The organism is Paenibacillus sp. HWE-109, from assembly GCF_022163125.1.
Taxonomy (GTDB): Bacteria; Bacillota; Bacilli; order Paenibacillales; family NBRC-103111; genus Paenibacillus_E.
On record NZ_CP091881.1, the window covers coordinates 3,155,569 to 3,171,187 of the forward strand.

A 15,619-nucleotide genomic window follows, 5' to 3' on the forward strand; every position below is an offset into this window, starting at 1 on the left:
ACGCCGGGAAGCTTACTGTGGCGCGGTTTCTGCAGCAAGCACCCAATCCCGGTACTCCGAAGGTGTCATGCCCGTATATTTCTTGAAAGCTCTAAGGAAACTTCGCGTATTCGTATAGCCGACCCCTTCCGAGACTTCGTTGATTTTCAAATTTTTATCAGTGAGCAGCCGCTTAGAGGCATTGATTCGGATTTCGATCAAGTAGTCGATAAAATTCCTTTCCGTATGTTCTTTAAATAATTTACTGATGTACGTCGGACTCAGCTCAAACTGATCAGCCAGCCGATCCAGAGAAAAATCACTTTGCGCATAGTGCTCGTCCATATAGGCAAGCATTTTGTCTATCGACTTATTACTCCCCCGCAGCATACGTTTGTCTACCAGCTTCCTGGCTGTTTGTTCTAACGCTGACTGCACGATCAATTCCGCCTCCTGCCAGTTGGCGCAGCGATTGATGCGTTCATGGAGATTGCCGAAGCTCTCTAGTATCTCGTCCGTATCGATGCCTGTAGCTGCAATCGCCTGCATCGACTTCATAACCAGCTCGTAAGAAAGCTGGCGAATTAACTCTGGCGACAATCCGCTGCCTACCGCTTCCTGAAACAAGAGTGAGATATGTGCCTGCATTTTACCATATTCCGTCTGACGCAAAGCTTCAACGATTCGATCCGTCATCTTCACGATGCGGTAATAATCCGAGTTGTCCGAACCAAGTAAATCCTCAACAGAGATAACTGTATAATTGCCGATAACCATCCGGTACTGCAATGCCTTTTGCGACTCGTCATACGATTTGGGAATATCCTTTATGTCCCTATAACACCTACCTACACCCATTGTCGCACGTAAACCAAACTGGCGGTTCATGACGTCCAGTACCTGTTCCAGAACAGCAAGCGCTCTTAAATGATTCTGCTCTTCGTCTCCTTCCGCGAAACTGAGTATGATAGCCGCATGTCCAGCCCCCATATCAACGGCCACGCCAGCGTTTTCCATATTGATCAACTCTTCGGCAACATTGCACAGGGCATAAGTATAAAGTGTCTCATCCTTAGTAGCTATGCCGCCTTCTTTATCTATCTCCGCTGAACAAACGATATACATCTCGGAAAGGAAGCGAACGCCTGTGAATTCCAGCTGCCTCTTCACGGATCCGTAGTCGGATCGATAGCCTGTCAGCATATCCATAACGATACGCCACTTCAACACGGGTTTTGAGTCCCTCACCCGCTGAGCGAGCTGTTCCCGGTCCGTGAACATTTCATCGAATACCGTTTCCAGGTATCCCAGACCTTGCGTTTGGCTTTGCTGCGCAGGTGTCATGGCTTTGGACATTTTGCCGGCCAAGCGGTCCAGCGGCTTGAAAGTTCGGCGGTTTACGTAGAACAAAACCGACAGTGCAAGCACAATCATCCCCGCAGCAATCGCGATCATAAATTTCCTGAGCGAATCCAACGGCTGATACAATTGGGTTTCAGGAATGACGCTGACGATTTTCCAGCCGGTATAATCAGACACCGTATAGAAGACGGATTGCTCCGCGCCATTGGATTGAACAACAAAATGTCCGCTCCCCGTCTCTCCTTTCATGCGCTGAATATATGGAACGTCATTCATATTTTGATAGAGCTTTGTTTTATCATCATGAGTAACGATATTCCCTTTATCGTCAAGAATGAAGGTATACGCGCTCTGACGGCTCCCTTCGTAGACATCGTTGATCATGCGATAAAGAACATCTTCATTGATGTTGACAGCAACTAACCCCTTGCGGAACCCGGGACTGCTAATCAGTGGATAAGGACGAATCAGCGTGATAACATCCTGATCTTTCTCGCCGTCCCATACCTTATGGGTTCCAATCCATTTGGAATAACCTTTCATGTCAATATAATCGGCAATCCAGTTGTCTGAAGAGGCATCTTGCTTAATAAAAGTCTTGTCTGTCAAAACATCCCCGCTTACCTTCGAATATACGAATACAGAGGAAAATTGTTCATTCGCATGTACCAACGTTTTGAGTTTATTGGACAAGCCAAAAAAATTGGCATATTTCTGTGAAGCATCGTCGTAGCTGTCATACATGAAATAGACATATTCCAACTCTTGAGATAGATTCAGTAAATCTTTCTCGGTCGTGCGGAATACAATTTTGATCTTATCGTCGAGCTGCTTGAGCAGCGCGATGTGCGTATCCTTCATATCCTGTTCCAGTCGGCCAACTGTCCCGACATAGGACAAGCCAAAAGTCAGGAAAATAACGATTATAAAAATAGAGCTGTAAACGATCATAACCTTGCCCGAGATACTGAAACGCATGGCAACACCCTCCTTGGTCAAATTATACCATCCTTTTATAGAGTAATTGAGGCGGTCTCTTTCTAAAGTTAATCGATCGGTGGCCTATTAACTTGGCCGCATGTGCATAGATTATGGGGAATTTTCCAGTCTACCTGCTTCGGAAAGTGCAGCCATGGTACAATAGAATGACAGAGATATTACTACGCAAACAGGAGAAAAGATACTTATGTCCTCATCTGACATCCCCACAGTTTATCATAGGGATACGGAAACTGACCGTTTCCTCGACGACTTTCCCGTCCACTGCCACTTCCGCAGCGGGCCGATTGGACAAAACAGCATGCATGCCCATAAGGGTTACGAATTCTACTTTTGCTTAGAAGGACAAGGCAAATTTCTAGTAGGCGACCGTGTATTTTCACTTCATCCAGGGTCCTTGTTAATGATTAAGCCGCATGTGCTTCACTGGTCTCGTGTTATCAATACAAACGCTCTGCACCGCGTTGTTTTGTCCATGGAAGAGCAGTTTGCGGCAGAATTAGGCAACAGCATGCCAGCTCTTGCATTATGCATTCATAAACTCTTTGATGAGATGTCCACTCCTTGTTTGCATTGGCAGCTAGATAACAAGAAAACGGAAAGGATGCGAGACATTCTTTTCAGAATTTCCCGGGAGATTGAGGAGAAAGCGCCGTTCTACGAGGCTGCGATGCATCACTTGCTGGCAGAAATGTTCGTTCTGTTAGCCCGGGAACAAACGGGCTCCATTACCTCTCAAGAGCCGCCGAATCCATCTAACTTGGCTGAGCATGTGCTTCAATATATGACTTCCCATTACTCGGAAACTATTGAGGTTAGCCGACTTCATGAGTTATTCAATGTCTCTCGCTCACATCTCTACGAACATTTCAAACAGTGGACGGGACAACCTTTGAATCGTTATTTGACCTTATTTCGGCTTCATCAAGCTAAGCGTCTGCTTCTTGATACACCGCTTTCCGTAACTGAAATCGCTTCCGCTGTAGGTTTTGGTGACTTATCCCATTTCTTTCACACGTTCAAAACGGAAATAGGGCAAACGCCATCTGCCTACCGTAAACAGCATACAGTTCCCTCAAAAAACAAGAAGTAACCGCCTGCAAACAAAAAACCGTCAAGGAAAATCTTAAGATCCCTGACGGTTGACTCCACTTACCGTTCTAGAGGGATTATAAATCCTCTATTATCGCTGAATTTTTTTATTTACATAATATTTGTTATGTAATTAATATTCATAATCCCATCCCCACGGGAATAAACGCTGAAACCCGGTTCATCGCGTCCTGTTTTTGCTTATCACCCACGTGTGTATAGATTTGAGTAGTCTGTATGCTCGCATGGCCAAGTAATTCCTGCAACGTACGGATGTCAGTCCCCGCTATAACCTGCATCGTTGCAAAAGTATGGCGAAGCTTGTGGCTTGAAATCGACTTCCCTTGTAATTCGGCATACTCTTTTTTCAATTCATCAAAATATTTCTCAGCAAGCGTCTGAATCATACGAATGCTAATCCGCCGCCCGAATTGCGAAACGAAAAAAGGCTGCTCCGCTGAGCTCCTTGATTCAATTCTCTCAACAAGCGCTTTATTCAGCACGTTAACAAGTTCTGATGGCAACGGGATGACTCGCCATTTCCTTCCTTTTCCAAAAACTTGCAGTGAATTCGTTGAACGATTGAAATCGGACACATTCAGCCTATGCAATTCACTGACCCGTAGTCCCGCGTAGCTCATTAATAGAAACATCGCAACATTGCGAATCTGATACTTCCCTTCAATGGACTGCAGAAAAACAGAGAGGAGCTGCTCACTGAGAAAGGTTGGAATTGCGTTCTTTTCTACTTTTGATTTTTTCACATGAAGCGATGGATTATTAGTCACAATTTGAAGTTCAATTAACGCAGCGAAAAAAGTTCGAATGGATGACAGGTAGCGATTCCTTGCTGAATCCCCTGCTCCGCCCTGGCGCATCTTGGTTAGAAACCTCATAATGTCTAAAGCCTCAATCGCCGATAACGATTTCTCCACGGAAGCAAGAAATAACCGGACGTCCCCGAGATAAGCCCGTTGAGTTCGTTTCGTAAATCCCTGATCCTTCATCCAGGAGTCAAAAAGCTCCAAATACTCATCATCATAAGCATATTCTTGCCCCACTCACGTTCACTCCGTCCGTTTCAATCTAAGTTGCGTTAAATATAGATTTAGTGCAATTTTTGTAACAACTAAATGCGGTCCAAAAGCACAATCCCGTAAGAACGGCATCCTTGCCTGACCGCATCATTAGCTTTTAATCTCGGGGATATTCCACTTTCATAATATCCATGAAAGGTACTTTATCCAATTCCCCATCCTTGGTTTCCATATGTACACGACCGGTACGGGAGTCCATCGTCTTAATAAGTCCGCGAACGGTTTCCACACGTCCCCAAACGGTTAGGACAATCTCAGAATTCTCCATCTTGGCTTCAGATAATTGATTCCCGATCTCTTCCAGCACAAACTCATCTCGCGTTGGTCTCTTTGCTACTTTTGCTTTCGCCATGCTTGCTCCCCCTGTGTTCTAACATCACCTTGCCGGCGATAAAATTTGTTTGACACGTCCCACTTGTCCATCAACTAATCGCACCTTTATTCCATGAGGGTGTGTCGGCGAATTAGTAAGTAAATCCTTTACAATCCCCCGCGTTAGCTTCCCACTTCGTTGATCCTGTTTCAAAACAATATTGACTTCAATACCCGGCGTTACGTCTTTCCGATTCTGCCCATTCATGCTGTCGAATCTCCTGCTTTCTTTCCAGTTAGTGTGCTTCATTATATCATAAATTGCAGCTGTTCCCTATTCTAAGATCTGCCATGGTGAAAAACCTTTACAAGATGCTGCCAAATCACTACGATGAGGGTAACAAAGAAGCAAGTCAATGGGAAGCCAGGCGTCTATTTCTTCAGTTTGGATGCTCATAATCGATTCGCCGTGGAAGCCGCTCGTTTGAGTTTTCATCTTCCTTACTTTTATGCCAAAATAGATGTGAAATTGGGAGCTCACGATTCTGTCATTTATCGAAGTATCAGACATGACAAACGCGCAAAAACCGCTGAGTTTACAGCGGCGTACAAACCTACTTCTGAAGTTCGATTAGCAGTTCCAGAAACTTTAGAATACTGGTTAACAGAACGTTATTGTCTTTACTGCTCTGATCATAATGGGAGTCTATATCGCGGCGAAATTGATCATGAACCATGGCCTTTGCAATCTGCTCAAGCTACTATTCAGACCAACACCGTTCCGTTATCATTTGGCATCGTGTTGCCGAACACCCCACCAATTCTCCATTTTGCGAAGAAATTACAGGTAAAAGTATGGCTTTTAGAGCAGATTTCATGTCCAAATAAATAATTAATGACATTAATAATAAATGCAATTAATCGATTATTTTCTTCATCGTAGCATCACTTTTACTTGAAAAGAATGGGATCAACAAGGCACTTGAGAAGCTGAAAATCATAACGGCTTTAAATACGATACCAGCGAAATCTGTAATTCCCAGTATAAGAGCCAGCATCAATATCCGAGATATCACGAGGATAAGTTCACGCCAAACCAAGAACCTCGCCTGCTGGACAGGGGTCAAATGATTACTGGCCATGAATTGCCGTGAGCTCCAAATTGTAAAAAAGAAGAAGAGTCCGATCGTTGTTAATACGTTAGATATAATGAGAATGGACGACTTAGGAAATAAAACCAATAAGAAACCAACCGCGGCAGCTATCATCCCGAATGTAAGCCAGTGCGAATCGCTGATTCGGTGGGTTCGACTAAAACGTTGATACACGAACACACAGGCAACTGTAAAAGCGGTATACATAATTTGCAGCAGCGCTATGGTCAATTTATCGTTCGTCACTGAGAAAGTGAAAATGAGCGAAAAAATGCCTTGAAATTGAATGAAAAAACCTCCCGCAATCAATGATGGAATCATCCATTTCAAGCTTGGGGTCGCAAACACATGACGAATCGAGAAATTTTCAAAGACAGACTCCCGTGCCTCTTTAAGTGAAATACGGGGAATGTAGAACGAGACGGTAATCATCACACCAATAAATAAAAACATCACCAAAAATGACCCCGAGAATCCAATCCATTTGATGATTAGCGCGAATAACAAGGGATTCAGAAAGGCAATCAGTTGCCCGAATACATTCGTAGCGGAAAAGAACGCTGTAAACTCCTTCCCTTTCCCGAAAAGCGAAATGCCGATATTTTGAGCTGCCGAATACAAACCGTTTGTAATACCCACTGGAAGTGCAATTAACGTTAGATACAGCAGTTTAGGCTCCACATGTACCCAAGACAGTAGAACAAAAGTAACCCCGGCGCATAAGGCCGAAACGCGTATGACACTTCCTATAGTGAACCTTGCAAGAAGCTTGGCTCCGTACATAAATGCTAGTCCCCAAGCGATGAACATTACCAAATTAAACCATGCGACATCGAAAATGGATTGCCCTTTTTCCCAAATAAATAGATTGATAAAAATACCCATGTAATTAAAAATAACACTTGAACTTACATTCATGAGCAATAGGCGTTTCAGCGACGTTGTCATTGATCTCTCACTCTCTTAGCTTTCCTCAAATTCGTTAACATACTTTCCATGGATTGGTTAATCATATACAATAGGAATTAATTAACGTGATTAAACTATATCTTATCTACGATATCACGGCTTTATTTCGGAGGGAATGTACGATATGCCAAAAGTCATGGACTATTTGATCAGTCCTTACCCACTTAGAATGATCTCGCTTCCTATCGATCCCAGCAAGCTGCAAATGCGATCTTTAATCATCCTTAACGTTGGACATCTTCCAGGGCGGATCTCGTTTCGCACTAAAGCCACTTTCGATAAATGGGCGTTTATGTATCTCGCAGGTGGAAAAGGCTCCTATCAAGTGAATAACGGTGCTGTTCAACGCGTTGAGAGCGGAAGCCTATTCTTTTTGCGTCCTGGCGCTATCTATAATTATGGTCCTGATGCGAATGGCTATTGGGACGAGTATTATTTTACATTTGAAGGCAGTCGTGTTGATGAATGGCTATCTAGTTGGCTTACTAATGTCGATCTAGCGAAGCAAGTCGGATCTGATGATGCCACTGCATTCAACCGCATTGAGCGCATCTTCATGCTGATGGAAAGCGGTTTGGCGAATAACATCGATCGCGCTGCATTACTGCTGGAAACTTTACTTTTTGAATTTATATTGAAAAATCAAATGACCGCAGAAACAACAAAAACGCAGCAAATTATTGGCCTTATGGATGATCTCGGCGATTCTTTATATCAAGCTTTTGATGCCAAAAGTATTGCAAAGCGTCACCATATTTCCGTTTCTACCCTTCGCAGAGTCGTTAGTGAATACACCGGCTATCCGCTTAATGCCTATATCCATCGTCTTAAAATTGCGGAAGCCAAGAACATTTTGGTGAGAACCAACAATTCTGTTAAAGAAATTGCAGATGCTCTTGGATATAAAGATGTGTTTTACTTCTCTCGTTTATTTAAAAAATACGTTGGCGATGCGCCTCTTATTTATCGCAATAAAATGCAGCTTTAAATTTGTTTACATAATAAATGATATGGAAACAAATTTAAATATTCATAAAAAGAGCATTTCACCCTAGTACGACTTGTCATGCTGTGGCATATGATAAAGCAGTAGTAAATCTTCCTACGGGGAGGTGAAACGAAATGACACTTGAACTTACAGGTTTAATGCTCTACTCCATGTGGGTAGTCCTCGGCTTAATGGGACTTAGCTTCCTTGTTGGCTTGTATCACTCACTCAAAGCAGGCACATTCTCCAGTTCCTTGATCCTGGCTTATCTGCAAGATTTATTATTTTATGTATTTCCTTTATTTTTGCTGGCAAATATGACGTCGCTGGATCCAACAGGCTGGATCTTGTTAATCACTTATTACGTTGGCGCTCTTGGCGTTGTCCTCAAGTATTTGGCTAGTTTGAAAAAATAATTTGTAATCGCATTCATAGTTTACTATTCTACCAGTCATCTGGTAGTCTCAGCTGACGGTGTTCATTGCGTCAGCTTTTTGGTTGTGAGCGAGTCCTTACGTACAAAAGCAGTTTGCCTGTCGGCAAACTGCTTTTTCAATCTAGAAACGAGGTAAATTCGATAAATTATTGCTCGGATCGCCATCTGGATAAGATCTTAAAGTCTTCTCCCCTTGCCGATTTCTACCGGTATTCACATCTTCAATGTAGCCAGCTTCTGTCATCGAAATGGCTTCGTCAATACCAACCACCCGCCCATCCTGAAACTGTACCGCGCTGATGCCGCCGTCTCCATAATGAACAGCTTGTATAATCGCCTTATTGGGATCAATGGTATGAGGACCTGCCCCATATTGAGTGCCATCCCGCATGAAAGTGCCATATTGAGTTGGCTGACCATTTTGACCATAACCTGTGTATCCGCCCTGGAACCCGACATTGCGTGCATCGGCATGATTAATGCCCGTGTTACGCGATCCATAAGGGGCATTCTGATTGCCAGATGAACCTGCAACAGGCATTCCGCCTTGATAGGTTGACATCGGTTGACCATAATTTCCCTGAGTTGCTTGAGGAGGCATTGAGTTGTTTGACAGCGGTTGACCACTCCACATGGTATTCACATTTTGAGCTTGCATATTCATTTGTTGACCGCGTCTGCGTCTTGACAAATTCATCGGCTCCTTTGTTTGTACGGATTGGTTGCCACCCCATTATCATGTGCCACTTCCACTCCTGTTATCCCTTTCATGGAAGATGAATGCAGGCATCTGAAAGCTGATCTCTTTGCAAACAGGTGCATTCGAACATATTGCATTCTCAGACTAGATCACCCAGTCAATGAACCTTGTTGCAACCCCAGCCCCTTAACGAACTCAACACCCTTTATTCGACCCAAATCGCTCATTCTGAAAATCTAATGAATGCCAGATGCTCTATTTCAAATAAATGATCACGATTCCGCCAATAAATTGCTCGATAGCGCCAACTCCGTTCATTAAATCTCCAAAGTAGCCATTTTCCGCTCTATAAGCATCATACAGTTCATTAGATGTACTTTGAGACCAAAAACCGCCGAAGCAAAGAAAGCTGCGGTGGACGCCAATGAGAAAACCTAGCCGCAGGCTAGATCAGCCAGTCAATGGACCTTGTTGCAGCCCCAATCCCCCTAACGAACTCAACACCCTTTATCCGACCCAAATCGTTCATTCTAAAAATCTAATGAATGCCAGATGCTCTATTTCAAATAAATGATCACGATTCCGCCAATAAATTGCTCGTTAGCGCCAACTCCGTTCATTAAATCTCCAAAGTAGCCATTTTCCGCTCTATAAGCACCATACAGTTCATTAGACGCACTTTGAGACCAAAAACCGCCGAAGCAAAGAAAGCTGCGGTGGACGCCAATGAGAAAACCTAGCCGCAGGCTAGATCAGCCAGTCAATGAACCTTGTTGCAACCCCAGCACCTTAACGAACTCAACACCCTTTATTCGACCCAAATCGCTCCATTCTGAAAATCTAATGAATGCCAGATGCTCTATTTCAAATAAATGATCACGATTTCGCCAATAAATTGCTCGATAGCGCCAACTCCGTTCATTAAATCTCCAAAGTAGCCATTTTCCGCTCTATAAGCAACATACAGTTCATTAGACGCACTTTGAGACCACCGCCGTAGCAAAGAAAGCTTCAGTGGACGCCAATGAGAAAACCTAGCCGCAGGCTAGATCAGCCAGTCAATGGACCTTGTTGCAGCCCCAATCCCCTTAACGAACTCAATACCCTTTATTCGACCCAAATCGCTCATTCTGAAAATCTAATGAATGCCAGATGCTCTATTTCAAATAAATGATCACGATTCCGCCAATAAATTGCTCGTTAGCGCCAACTCCGTTCATTAAATCTCCGAAGTAGCCATTTTCCGCTCTATAAGCATCATACAGTTCATTAGATGCACTTTGAGACCAAAAACAGCCGAAGCAAAGAAAGCTGCGGTGGACGCCAAAATATAACGGGCAAGCTTATTGACATAGTACGCTTTATCCCAAAAAAGCCTGCCGCTTCCGCGTAGGCTTCTGGGAAAATCCTCGTCATTTAATTAGATTGCTGATCGGACTGCTGATCGGATGATTCCAGTTCCTGTTTCAATTCGTCGGATTTTTGCTGAGCTTGCTTGATTTGTCCTTGCAAATCTTCAATCTGTTGCTCCGTCTCAGAAAGAGCTGCCTGTGTAGCTTGCGAATGGAGTTGCTGCGCTGCCTGAAGCGTTTGTTCCGCCGCTTGCTCTGCTTTCAGCGCTACCTCTTTGATTTGATCCATCGTTTGTTGCGGCTGTTCCTCATTTTCTTGCTCCTGTTGTGGCATTGAAATACCCCCAGTTGAATTTTCCTCACTCGATTAATTTTGGTTTATCAGCCTGATTTTATTCTTATTGCTATATGTTTCTTTCAGTTCCTTTTTAGACACTTCAATTATGTAGGGAGAAATATATTTATGAGCTGATTTAATGACATCCATTGCTCTTTTCTATAAGCTCCAACTAAAATGCCTTGTCCGAGGTCGGAATAATAAAACCTGCGTTTACTCTCGAATTCCTCTAACAACTCAGAAAATAACTTGAAAATATTTAAATCTAACCAATCATCATCGACTATTAATTCGAATTTTAGATGCTTTCCGTTAATTTCAAAAGAAATCCAACAAATTTCGCTCTCAATGTCCACATAATCAGTAATGTGGTTTATTTCCACCTCCCCTTTCATTAACTCTGCTACTCTTTTAACAATTTTACAGTAGTCTCCGTGATCTTCAATACATTCTCTATCCAGATACCATATATCATGACTTGGATATATAACTTCTCCAGATGGAATCTGAATTTCAGAACCCATATCTATTAATAATAATAAATAGGGCGTATCCTTATATTTTCTGTTTCCAGAATAATCGGTTATCTGCTGCAGACTTACATCATTAATGAGTGAAATATTTATATTTTTAAGATTTCGGTACTGTTCATCCAAATTCAATTTTTTCTTAAACCATCTAATCAAATCTATCTCATCCTTAGTATGTACGATTTACATCGCACTAAATTTATCATCAGTTTCAGTGATTACGCTTTTCTTGAAAAAGCTTTTTTAATAAAACCCAAAAATTTCTTGAATCCCTTTAATTGAGAAGGAATAATTATTTCTCGATCAAATTCATTTTCTCTATTTTGATTGACTTTATAACTTAAAAATAACTCTATTCCCTTTTCATATGTCTTCAACATACTTTGATCATTTGTGGTCGCATTTGCTTTTCTTACATTTATCTCATTAATATAATCATCAATCTCTACACCAGATAGGTCTGCGACTAAAGTTGAACAATACGTATCGAAGCTCAAAAAAGCAGATATTAAATAGTCATCTAGGTAAGTTGCTCCTGTTTGTCTGATAAGATTCTCAGCCAAGCGATGATAGTGTCGGTAAATCCCCCACGATTCTTTGGAATAATATGCCTCTGCAATTAGAAGGTCTCTTAGGAGTTCACCAGGTACGTTTTGAAAATTAACGGATTCTATGTATTTAATAATTTCTCTTCTAGTGTGCAGGTTTTCATCAATCAAATCTTTCCCATGTTTACGATTCCACTTGAACATAATAAAATCAGCTTTACTTAATGTGTATGTTTGTATAAATTCATCTACATTCAATAAATTTAATCCCCTTCCTGTTCTCCCATACAATTTCCATCTCCGTCATTGATTGCTTACATCAACAATTCAATAAGTCCTAGAATTTTCCTGCTAATCATAAAATACATATCTAGGTGATTTTATCAATAGCTTAAGAAATCCGTCGGAAATCATCCCTCTTCTACCAATTTGCCTTGCCCACTGCTATACTTACATCATGAAGAAGCTTGTGAGGTGATGACATCCATGAATATTATTAAAGTAAAAGATCGTCAGGAACTTGAGAAAAGAATCCCTTCCATGCCTTGGTATATTGAGAAATTTATTAATTATAAACTGCCAGATCTATCCCCATCATCCTTATTGGAATATGTTAGGGACTATGAAATTTTCCTGTCTTGGCTCTTGGCCGAAGGTTTGAGTTCAGCCTCTTCAATGAATCAAGTTCCCTTGGAGGACTTGGAGAAATTACATATGGATAGCGTGGACAACTTCCGGATGTTCCTGGCTACACGCAGAGTTCAGGCAAATGTGAAAACGACCATTAATCGCAAGCTTTCCGCCTTAAGATCGTTATTTCATTATTTAAGTCAAATTGCTGAAGACGAGAACTTCTACCCGCTTCTAAAGCGAAATGTCATGGCCAAGGTCGAAATCAAACGATCTCATAGGCCTAAAGACAGCGCGGCTAAGCTGGAGGGCAAGCTGCTGCAAGAAGAAGAAATCGCCGAGTTTATCGATTATGTCAAACATGGCTACGAGCATGATGTAGCTAGCAATAAACAGGCGCTATACTCTTATGAACTGAACAAAATCCGAGATGCCTGCATCATTACGCTTATTTTGAATTCAGGACTCCGTGTTTCGGAAGTTTTTAATATGAACGTGGACGATTTTGATCTTAAAAAGAAATTGACCTACGTCTATCGAAAAGGAAAGAACGATGATACGTTCAAAACGCCCGTCTATTTTCGCAATGAAGCCATCCAAGCTTTAACGGACTATATGGCTATTCGACACACGCAGTACAAACCGCTAAAAAAAGAAAAAGCCCTCTTCCTTGCCATCGCAAATGGCAAAAAAGAAGGCGAGCGCATGACGAAACGCGCTATACAAGAACTAGTGATCAAATATGCCAAACGTTTTGGCAAGCCGTTCTTGTCCGTGCATAAACTGCGGCATTCTTTCGCCACAGACTATTATTTACAGAACGACTTGTACAAAACACAAGAACAGCTGGGGCACGCTTCACCTGAAACAACACAAATCTATGCGCATCTGACAGATAGAACGATGTCCGAAGCGATTGACCGAAGAGCAGAATCCTGAAGACTACTTCAGGATTTCTTCGATTTTGGCTAACTCTTCCGGAGCGAACGCAAGATTTTTCAAAGCTGCGACGTTTTCCTCGATTTGAGAAACACGGCTTGCACCGATTAAAGCTGAAGTGACGCGCTCACCGCGCAGAACCCAAGCGAGAGCCATCTGTGCTAAGCTTTGGCCGCGGCTGCTAGCCAGCTCATTCAATTGTGTAATTTGCGTCAACTTCTCTTCCGTAATATCTTTCGAGTTCAGGAATTGGCTTTTCCCGCCCGCACGTGAATCGCTTGGCACACCACTCACATACTTGTTAGTCAACAAGCCTTGAGCCAGCGGACAGAAAGCAATGCTGCCAGTACCGAACTCATCCAGCACGTCTTGCAGCCCATTCTCGATCCAACGATTCAACATGCTGTAAGATGGTTGATGAATTAACAGCGGCGTACCCAGACCTTTCAGAATCGTTGCCGCTTCTTTCGTTTGTTCAGCTGTGTAATTCGACAGGCCGACGTAGAGAGCCTTGCCTTGACGAACGATTTGATCCAATGCGCCCATCGTTTCCTCGAATGGTGTATTCGGATCTGGTCTGTGGGAATAGAAAATATCAACATACTCCAGACCCATGCGCTTCAAGCTTTGGTCCAAGCTGGAGATCAAGTTTTTCTTGGAGCCCCACTCTCCGTACGGCCCTTCCCACATGTGATAGCCAGCTTTGGTCGAGATGATCAATTCATCCCGATATGCACCCAAATCACTTTTCAATACTTTACCGAACAGTTCCTCAGCCGATCCTGGAGGTGGACCGTAGTTATTTGCCAAATCAAAGTGTGTGATCCCTAAGTCAAAAGAGCGAAGCAGCATTGCCTTGCCGTTCTCTTGAACATCCAAGCCGCCAAAATTGTGCCATAGGCCTAAGGAGATAGCCGGAAGCTTAAGTCCCGATTTCCCCGAACGATTATATTTCATTTCTGCATAACGTGTTGAGCTAGCTTGATAGACCATGTTTGTCCTCCTTAGAGTTTTCGTAGATCGCTTACCTCGTAAGCATCATCGAATTTGTTCAGAAACTTATTTCATAAGGTTCTTATGTCCTAGTATAGGCTAACTAGCTCAACAAAAAAAGAACTGAAAAAAACGTGTCTTACTTACCTTCAGGTTAGTCACCCCTACTTGGGTTGCAAAGAACGAACTAGTTCAGAGCCATTTTCCTGCAGCCATTTCGTTTTGCCAAACGTATTTTGAATGATATCGATCAGCACGCCTTGTGCATCTACCCCATCCACATATCTGCCTAGAAAATGGATAAAAACATCTAATCTTCGCAGCTCTATCAGCAGCGGCAGCAACCGAATTTCTTCCTCTTCCAGTTGGATAAATGATTGATATCCTTCATAGAAAGCCGCGCAATTGCGTTTTAACTCCAAACCAGGCAGGCTTGGGTCAATCAAATCAGACAAACAGACCGCTAATTCCATAACGCGCACATCAAGGGTCACAAACTCAAAATCCAGGACGGCAGCGATCTTCCCTTCCTCGTCAACTAACATATTGGAGCCGTTAATATCACCATGAACAAGCTGATGCGGCAATTGACGAAGTGCGGGAATGGCCTGATAGAATGCGGCAAATCGTTCATATATGTAGGAAAGCTCTTTATTTTGCGGTACAAATATATCCGGCGGCTGCAGGCAGAACGCCCGAACAGCTTCCGGTGAACAACGGGGATGAATATGCTCGATTTCATAGTAAGGAGGATAGACAGGTGCCAGCTCAACTGAAATCGCAGCAAGAGCAGAAGACAATTGTCCGACAGCTTTTCCGAAATTGACTAATTGCTGTGGATGTGACCATGTCGGATTGTAACCATCCGTATAGGTAAATAAAGCAGCCAATTTTCCTGTTCCCTCTTCTAATTGAACAATTGTCCCCCCTTCCGGCAGTTCGATAGGAACCGGCAATCGATAAGAAAGTTGACTTTTGCGATCTGCTAAGGCCAACAAAATACGATGCTCATACCTAATTTTATCCATGTCCCTATGCGTCTCATACAATCTAAGGACATAGGAAATACCATCAACGTCAACAAATCGAGTTGTATTATTCATTCCACCTTCGCCTGTGCGCATCGTCCACACTTGACCTGGGAACCAATGGGCAGGCAGTGCAGCCAACTGCTCCTCTTTTTCTTTGGAACTCATATTAAT

The 15,619-nt window shown here is 42.8% G+C and carries 16 protein-coding genes; 5 read left to right on the top strand and 11 right to left on the bottom strand.

Annotated features, from left to right (window positions below):
* Positions 1 to 12: 12 nt before the first annotated feature.
* Positions 13 to 2,319, bottom strand: a complete 2,307-nt coding sequence (locus tag LOZ80_RS12940) for a helix-turn-helix domain-containing protein (protein ID WP_238171822.1) — start codon at positions 2,317 to 2,319, stop codon at positions 13 to 15.
* Between the two features lie 208 nt (positions 2,320 to 2,527).
* Here LOZ80_RS12940 and LOZ80_RS12945 point away from each other — a divergent pair, with 208 nt between their 5' ends.
* Complete coding sequence (locus LOZ80_RS12945) at positions 2,528 to 3,433, top strand: AraC family transcriptional regulator (protein ID WP_238171823.1); 906 nt, start codon at positions 2,528 to 2,530, stop codon at positions 3,431 to 3,433.
* 139 nt (positions 3,434 to 3,572) lie between these two features.
* On the opposite strand, the gene LOZ80_RS12950 is transcribed toward LOZ80_RS12945, so the two are convergent.
* The 3 genes from LOZ80_RS12950 to LOZ80_RS12960 all read right to left on the bottom strand — a co-directional run bounded on the left by LOZ80_RS12950 (position 3,573) and on the right by LOZ80_RS12960 (position 5,109).
* Positions 3,573 to 4,493, bottom strand: a complete 921-nt coding sequence (locus LOZ80_RS12950; protein WP_238171824.1) for a tyrosine-type recombinase/integrase — start codon at positions 4,491 to 4,493, stop codon at positions 3,573 to 3,575.
* 133 nt (positions 4,494 to 4,626) lie between these two features.
* On the bottom strand, positions 4,627 to 4,881 hold the full coding sequence (locus LOZ80_RS12955; RefSeq protein WP_189020385.1) for a YolD-like family protein: 255 nt from the start codon (positions 4,879 to 4,881) through the stop codon (positions 4,627 to 4,629).
* 24 nt (positions 4,882 to 4,905) lie between these two features.
* On the bottom strand, positions 4,906 to 5,109 hold the full coding sequence (locus tag LOZ80_RS12960) for a YwbE family protein (RefSeq protein ID WP_189020383.1): 204 nt from the start codon (positions 5,107 to 5,109) through the stop codon (positions 4,906 to 4,908).
* A 123-nt stretch (positions 5,110 to 5,232) separates the two neighbouring features.
* On the opposite strand from LOZ80_RS12960, the gene LOZ80_RS12965 reads away from it, so the two are divergent.
* Positions 5,233 to 5,733 carry a YqjF family protein gene (locus LOZ80_RS12965; RefSeq protein ID WP_238171825.1) on the top strand — a complete coding sequence of 167 codons (501 nt, stop codon included), beginning with the start codon at positions 5,233 to 5,235 and terminating at the stop codon, positions 5,731 to 5,733.
* 25 nt (positions 5,734 to 5,758) lie between these two features.
* On the opposite strand, the gene LOZ80_RS12970 is transcribed toward LOZ80_RS12965, so the two are convergent.
* Positions 5,759 to 6,943: an MFS transporter gene (locus LOZ80_RS12970; RefSeq protein WP_238171826.1), complete on the bottom strand. Its 1,185-nt coding sequence runs from the start codon at positions 6,941 to 6,943 to the stop codon at positions 5,759 to 5,761.
* A gap of 145 nt (positions 6,944 to 7,088) precedes the next feature.
* Between LOZ80_RS12970 and LOZ80_RS12975 the strand changes: the two genes are divergently transcribed.
* Positions 7,089 to 7,952, top strand: coding sequence for an AraC family transcriptional regulator (locus LOZ80_RS12975; protein ID WP_238171827.1), 864 nt, complete (start codon positions 7,089 to 7,091; stop codon positions 7,950 to 7,952).
* Between the two features lie 134 nt (positions 7,953 to 8,086).
* On the top strand, positions 8,087 to 8,368 hold the full coding sequence (locus tag LOZ80_RS12980; RefSeq protein ID WP_238171828.1) for a hypothetical protein: 282 nt from the start codon (positions 8,087 to 8,089) through the stop codon (positions 8,366 to 8,368).
* Between the two features lie 141 nt (positions 8,369 to 8,509).
* Here LOZ80_RS12980 and LOZ80_RS12985 read toward each other — a convergent pair whose 3' ends face one another.
* From LOZ80_RS12985 to LOZ80_RS13000, 4 genes are all read right to left on the bottom strand, one after another.
* Complete coding sequence (locus tag LOZ80_RS12985) at positions 8,510 to 9,079, bottom strand: DUF3892 domain-containing protein (RefSeq protein WP_238171829.1); 570 nt, start codon at positions 9,077 to 9,079, stop codon at positions 8,510 to 8,512.
* A 1,425-nt stretch (positions 9,080 to 10,504) separates the two neighbouring features.
* On the bottom strand, positions 10,505 to 10,774 hold the full coding sequence (locus tag LOZ80_RS12990; RefSeq protein ID WP_238171830.1) for a hypothetical protein: 270 nt from the start codon (positions 10,772 to 10,774) through the stop codon (positions 10,505 to 10,507).
* Positions 10,775 to 10,881: 107 nt separating this feature from the next.
* On the bottom strand, positions 10,882 to 11,463 hold the full coding sequence (locus tag LOZ80_RS12995; RefSeq protein WP_238171831.1) for a hypothetical protein: 582 nt from the start codon (positions 11,461 to 11,463) through the stop codon (positions 10,882 to 10,884).
* Positions 11,464 to 11,525: 62 nt separating this feature from the next.
* Positions 11,526 to 12,113, bottom strand: a complete 588-nt coding sequence (locus tag LOZ80_RS13000) for a hypothetical protein (protein ID WP_238171832.1) — start codon at positions 12,111 to 12,113, stop codon at positions 11,526 to 11,528.
* A 228-nt stretch (positions 12,114 to 12,341) separates the two neighbouring features.
* Between LOZ80_RS13000 and xerS the strand changes: the two genes are divergently transcribed.
* On the top strand, positions 12,342 to 13,424 hold the full coding sequence (gene xerS, locus LOZ80_RS13005; RefSeq protein ID WP_238171833.1) for a tyrosine recombinase XerS: 1,083 nt from the start codon (positions 12,342 to 12,344) through the stop codon (positions 13,422 to 13,424).
* 3 nt (positions 13,425 to 13,427) lie between these two features.
* Here the strand turns inward: xerS and mgrA are convergent, their stop codons facing one another.
* Positions 13,428 to 14,417 carry an L-glyceraldehyde 3-phosphate reductase gene (gene mgrA, locus LOZ80_RS13010; RefSeq protein ID WP_238171834.1) on the bottom strand — a complete coding sequence of 330 codons (990 nt, stop codon included), beginning with the start codon at positions 14,415 to 14,417 and terminating at the stop codon, positions 13,428 to 13,430.
* 164 nt (positions 14,418 to 14,581) lie between these two features.
* Positions 14,582 to 15,613 (bottom strand): phosphotransferase, encoded by a 1,032-nt coding sequence (locus LOZ80_RS13015; protein WP_238171835.1) that lies wholly within the window; start codon positions 15,611 to 15,613, stop codon positions 14,582 to 14,584.
* Between the last annotated feature and the right edge of the window lie 6 nt (positions 15,614 to 15,619).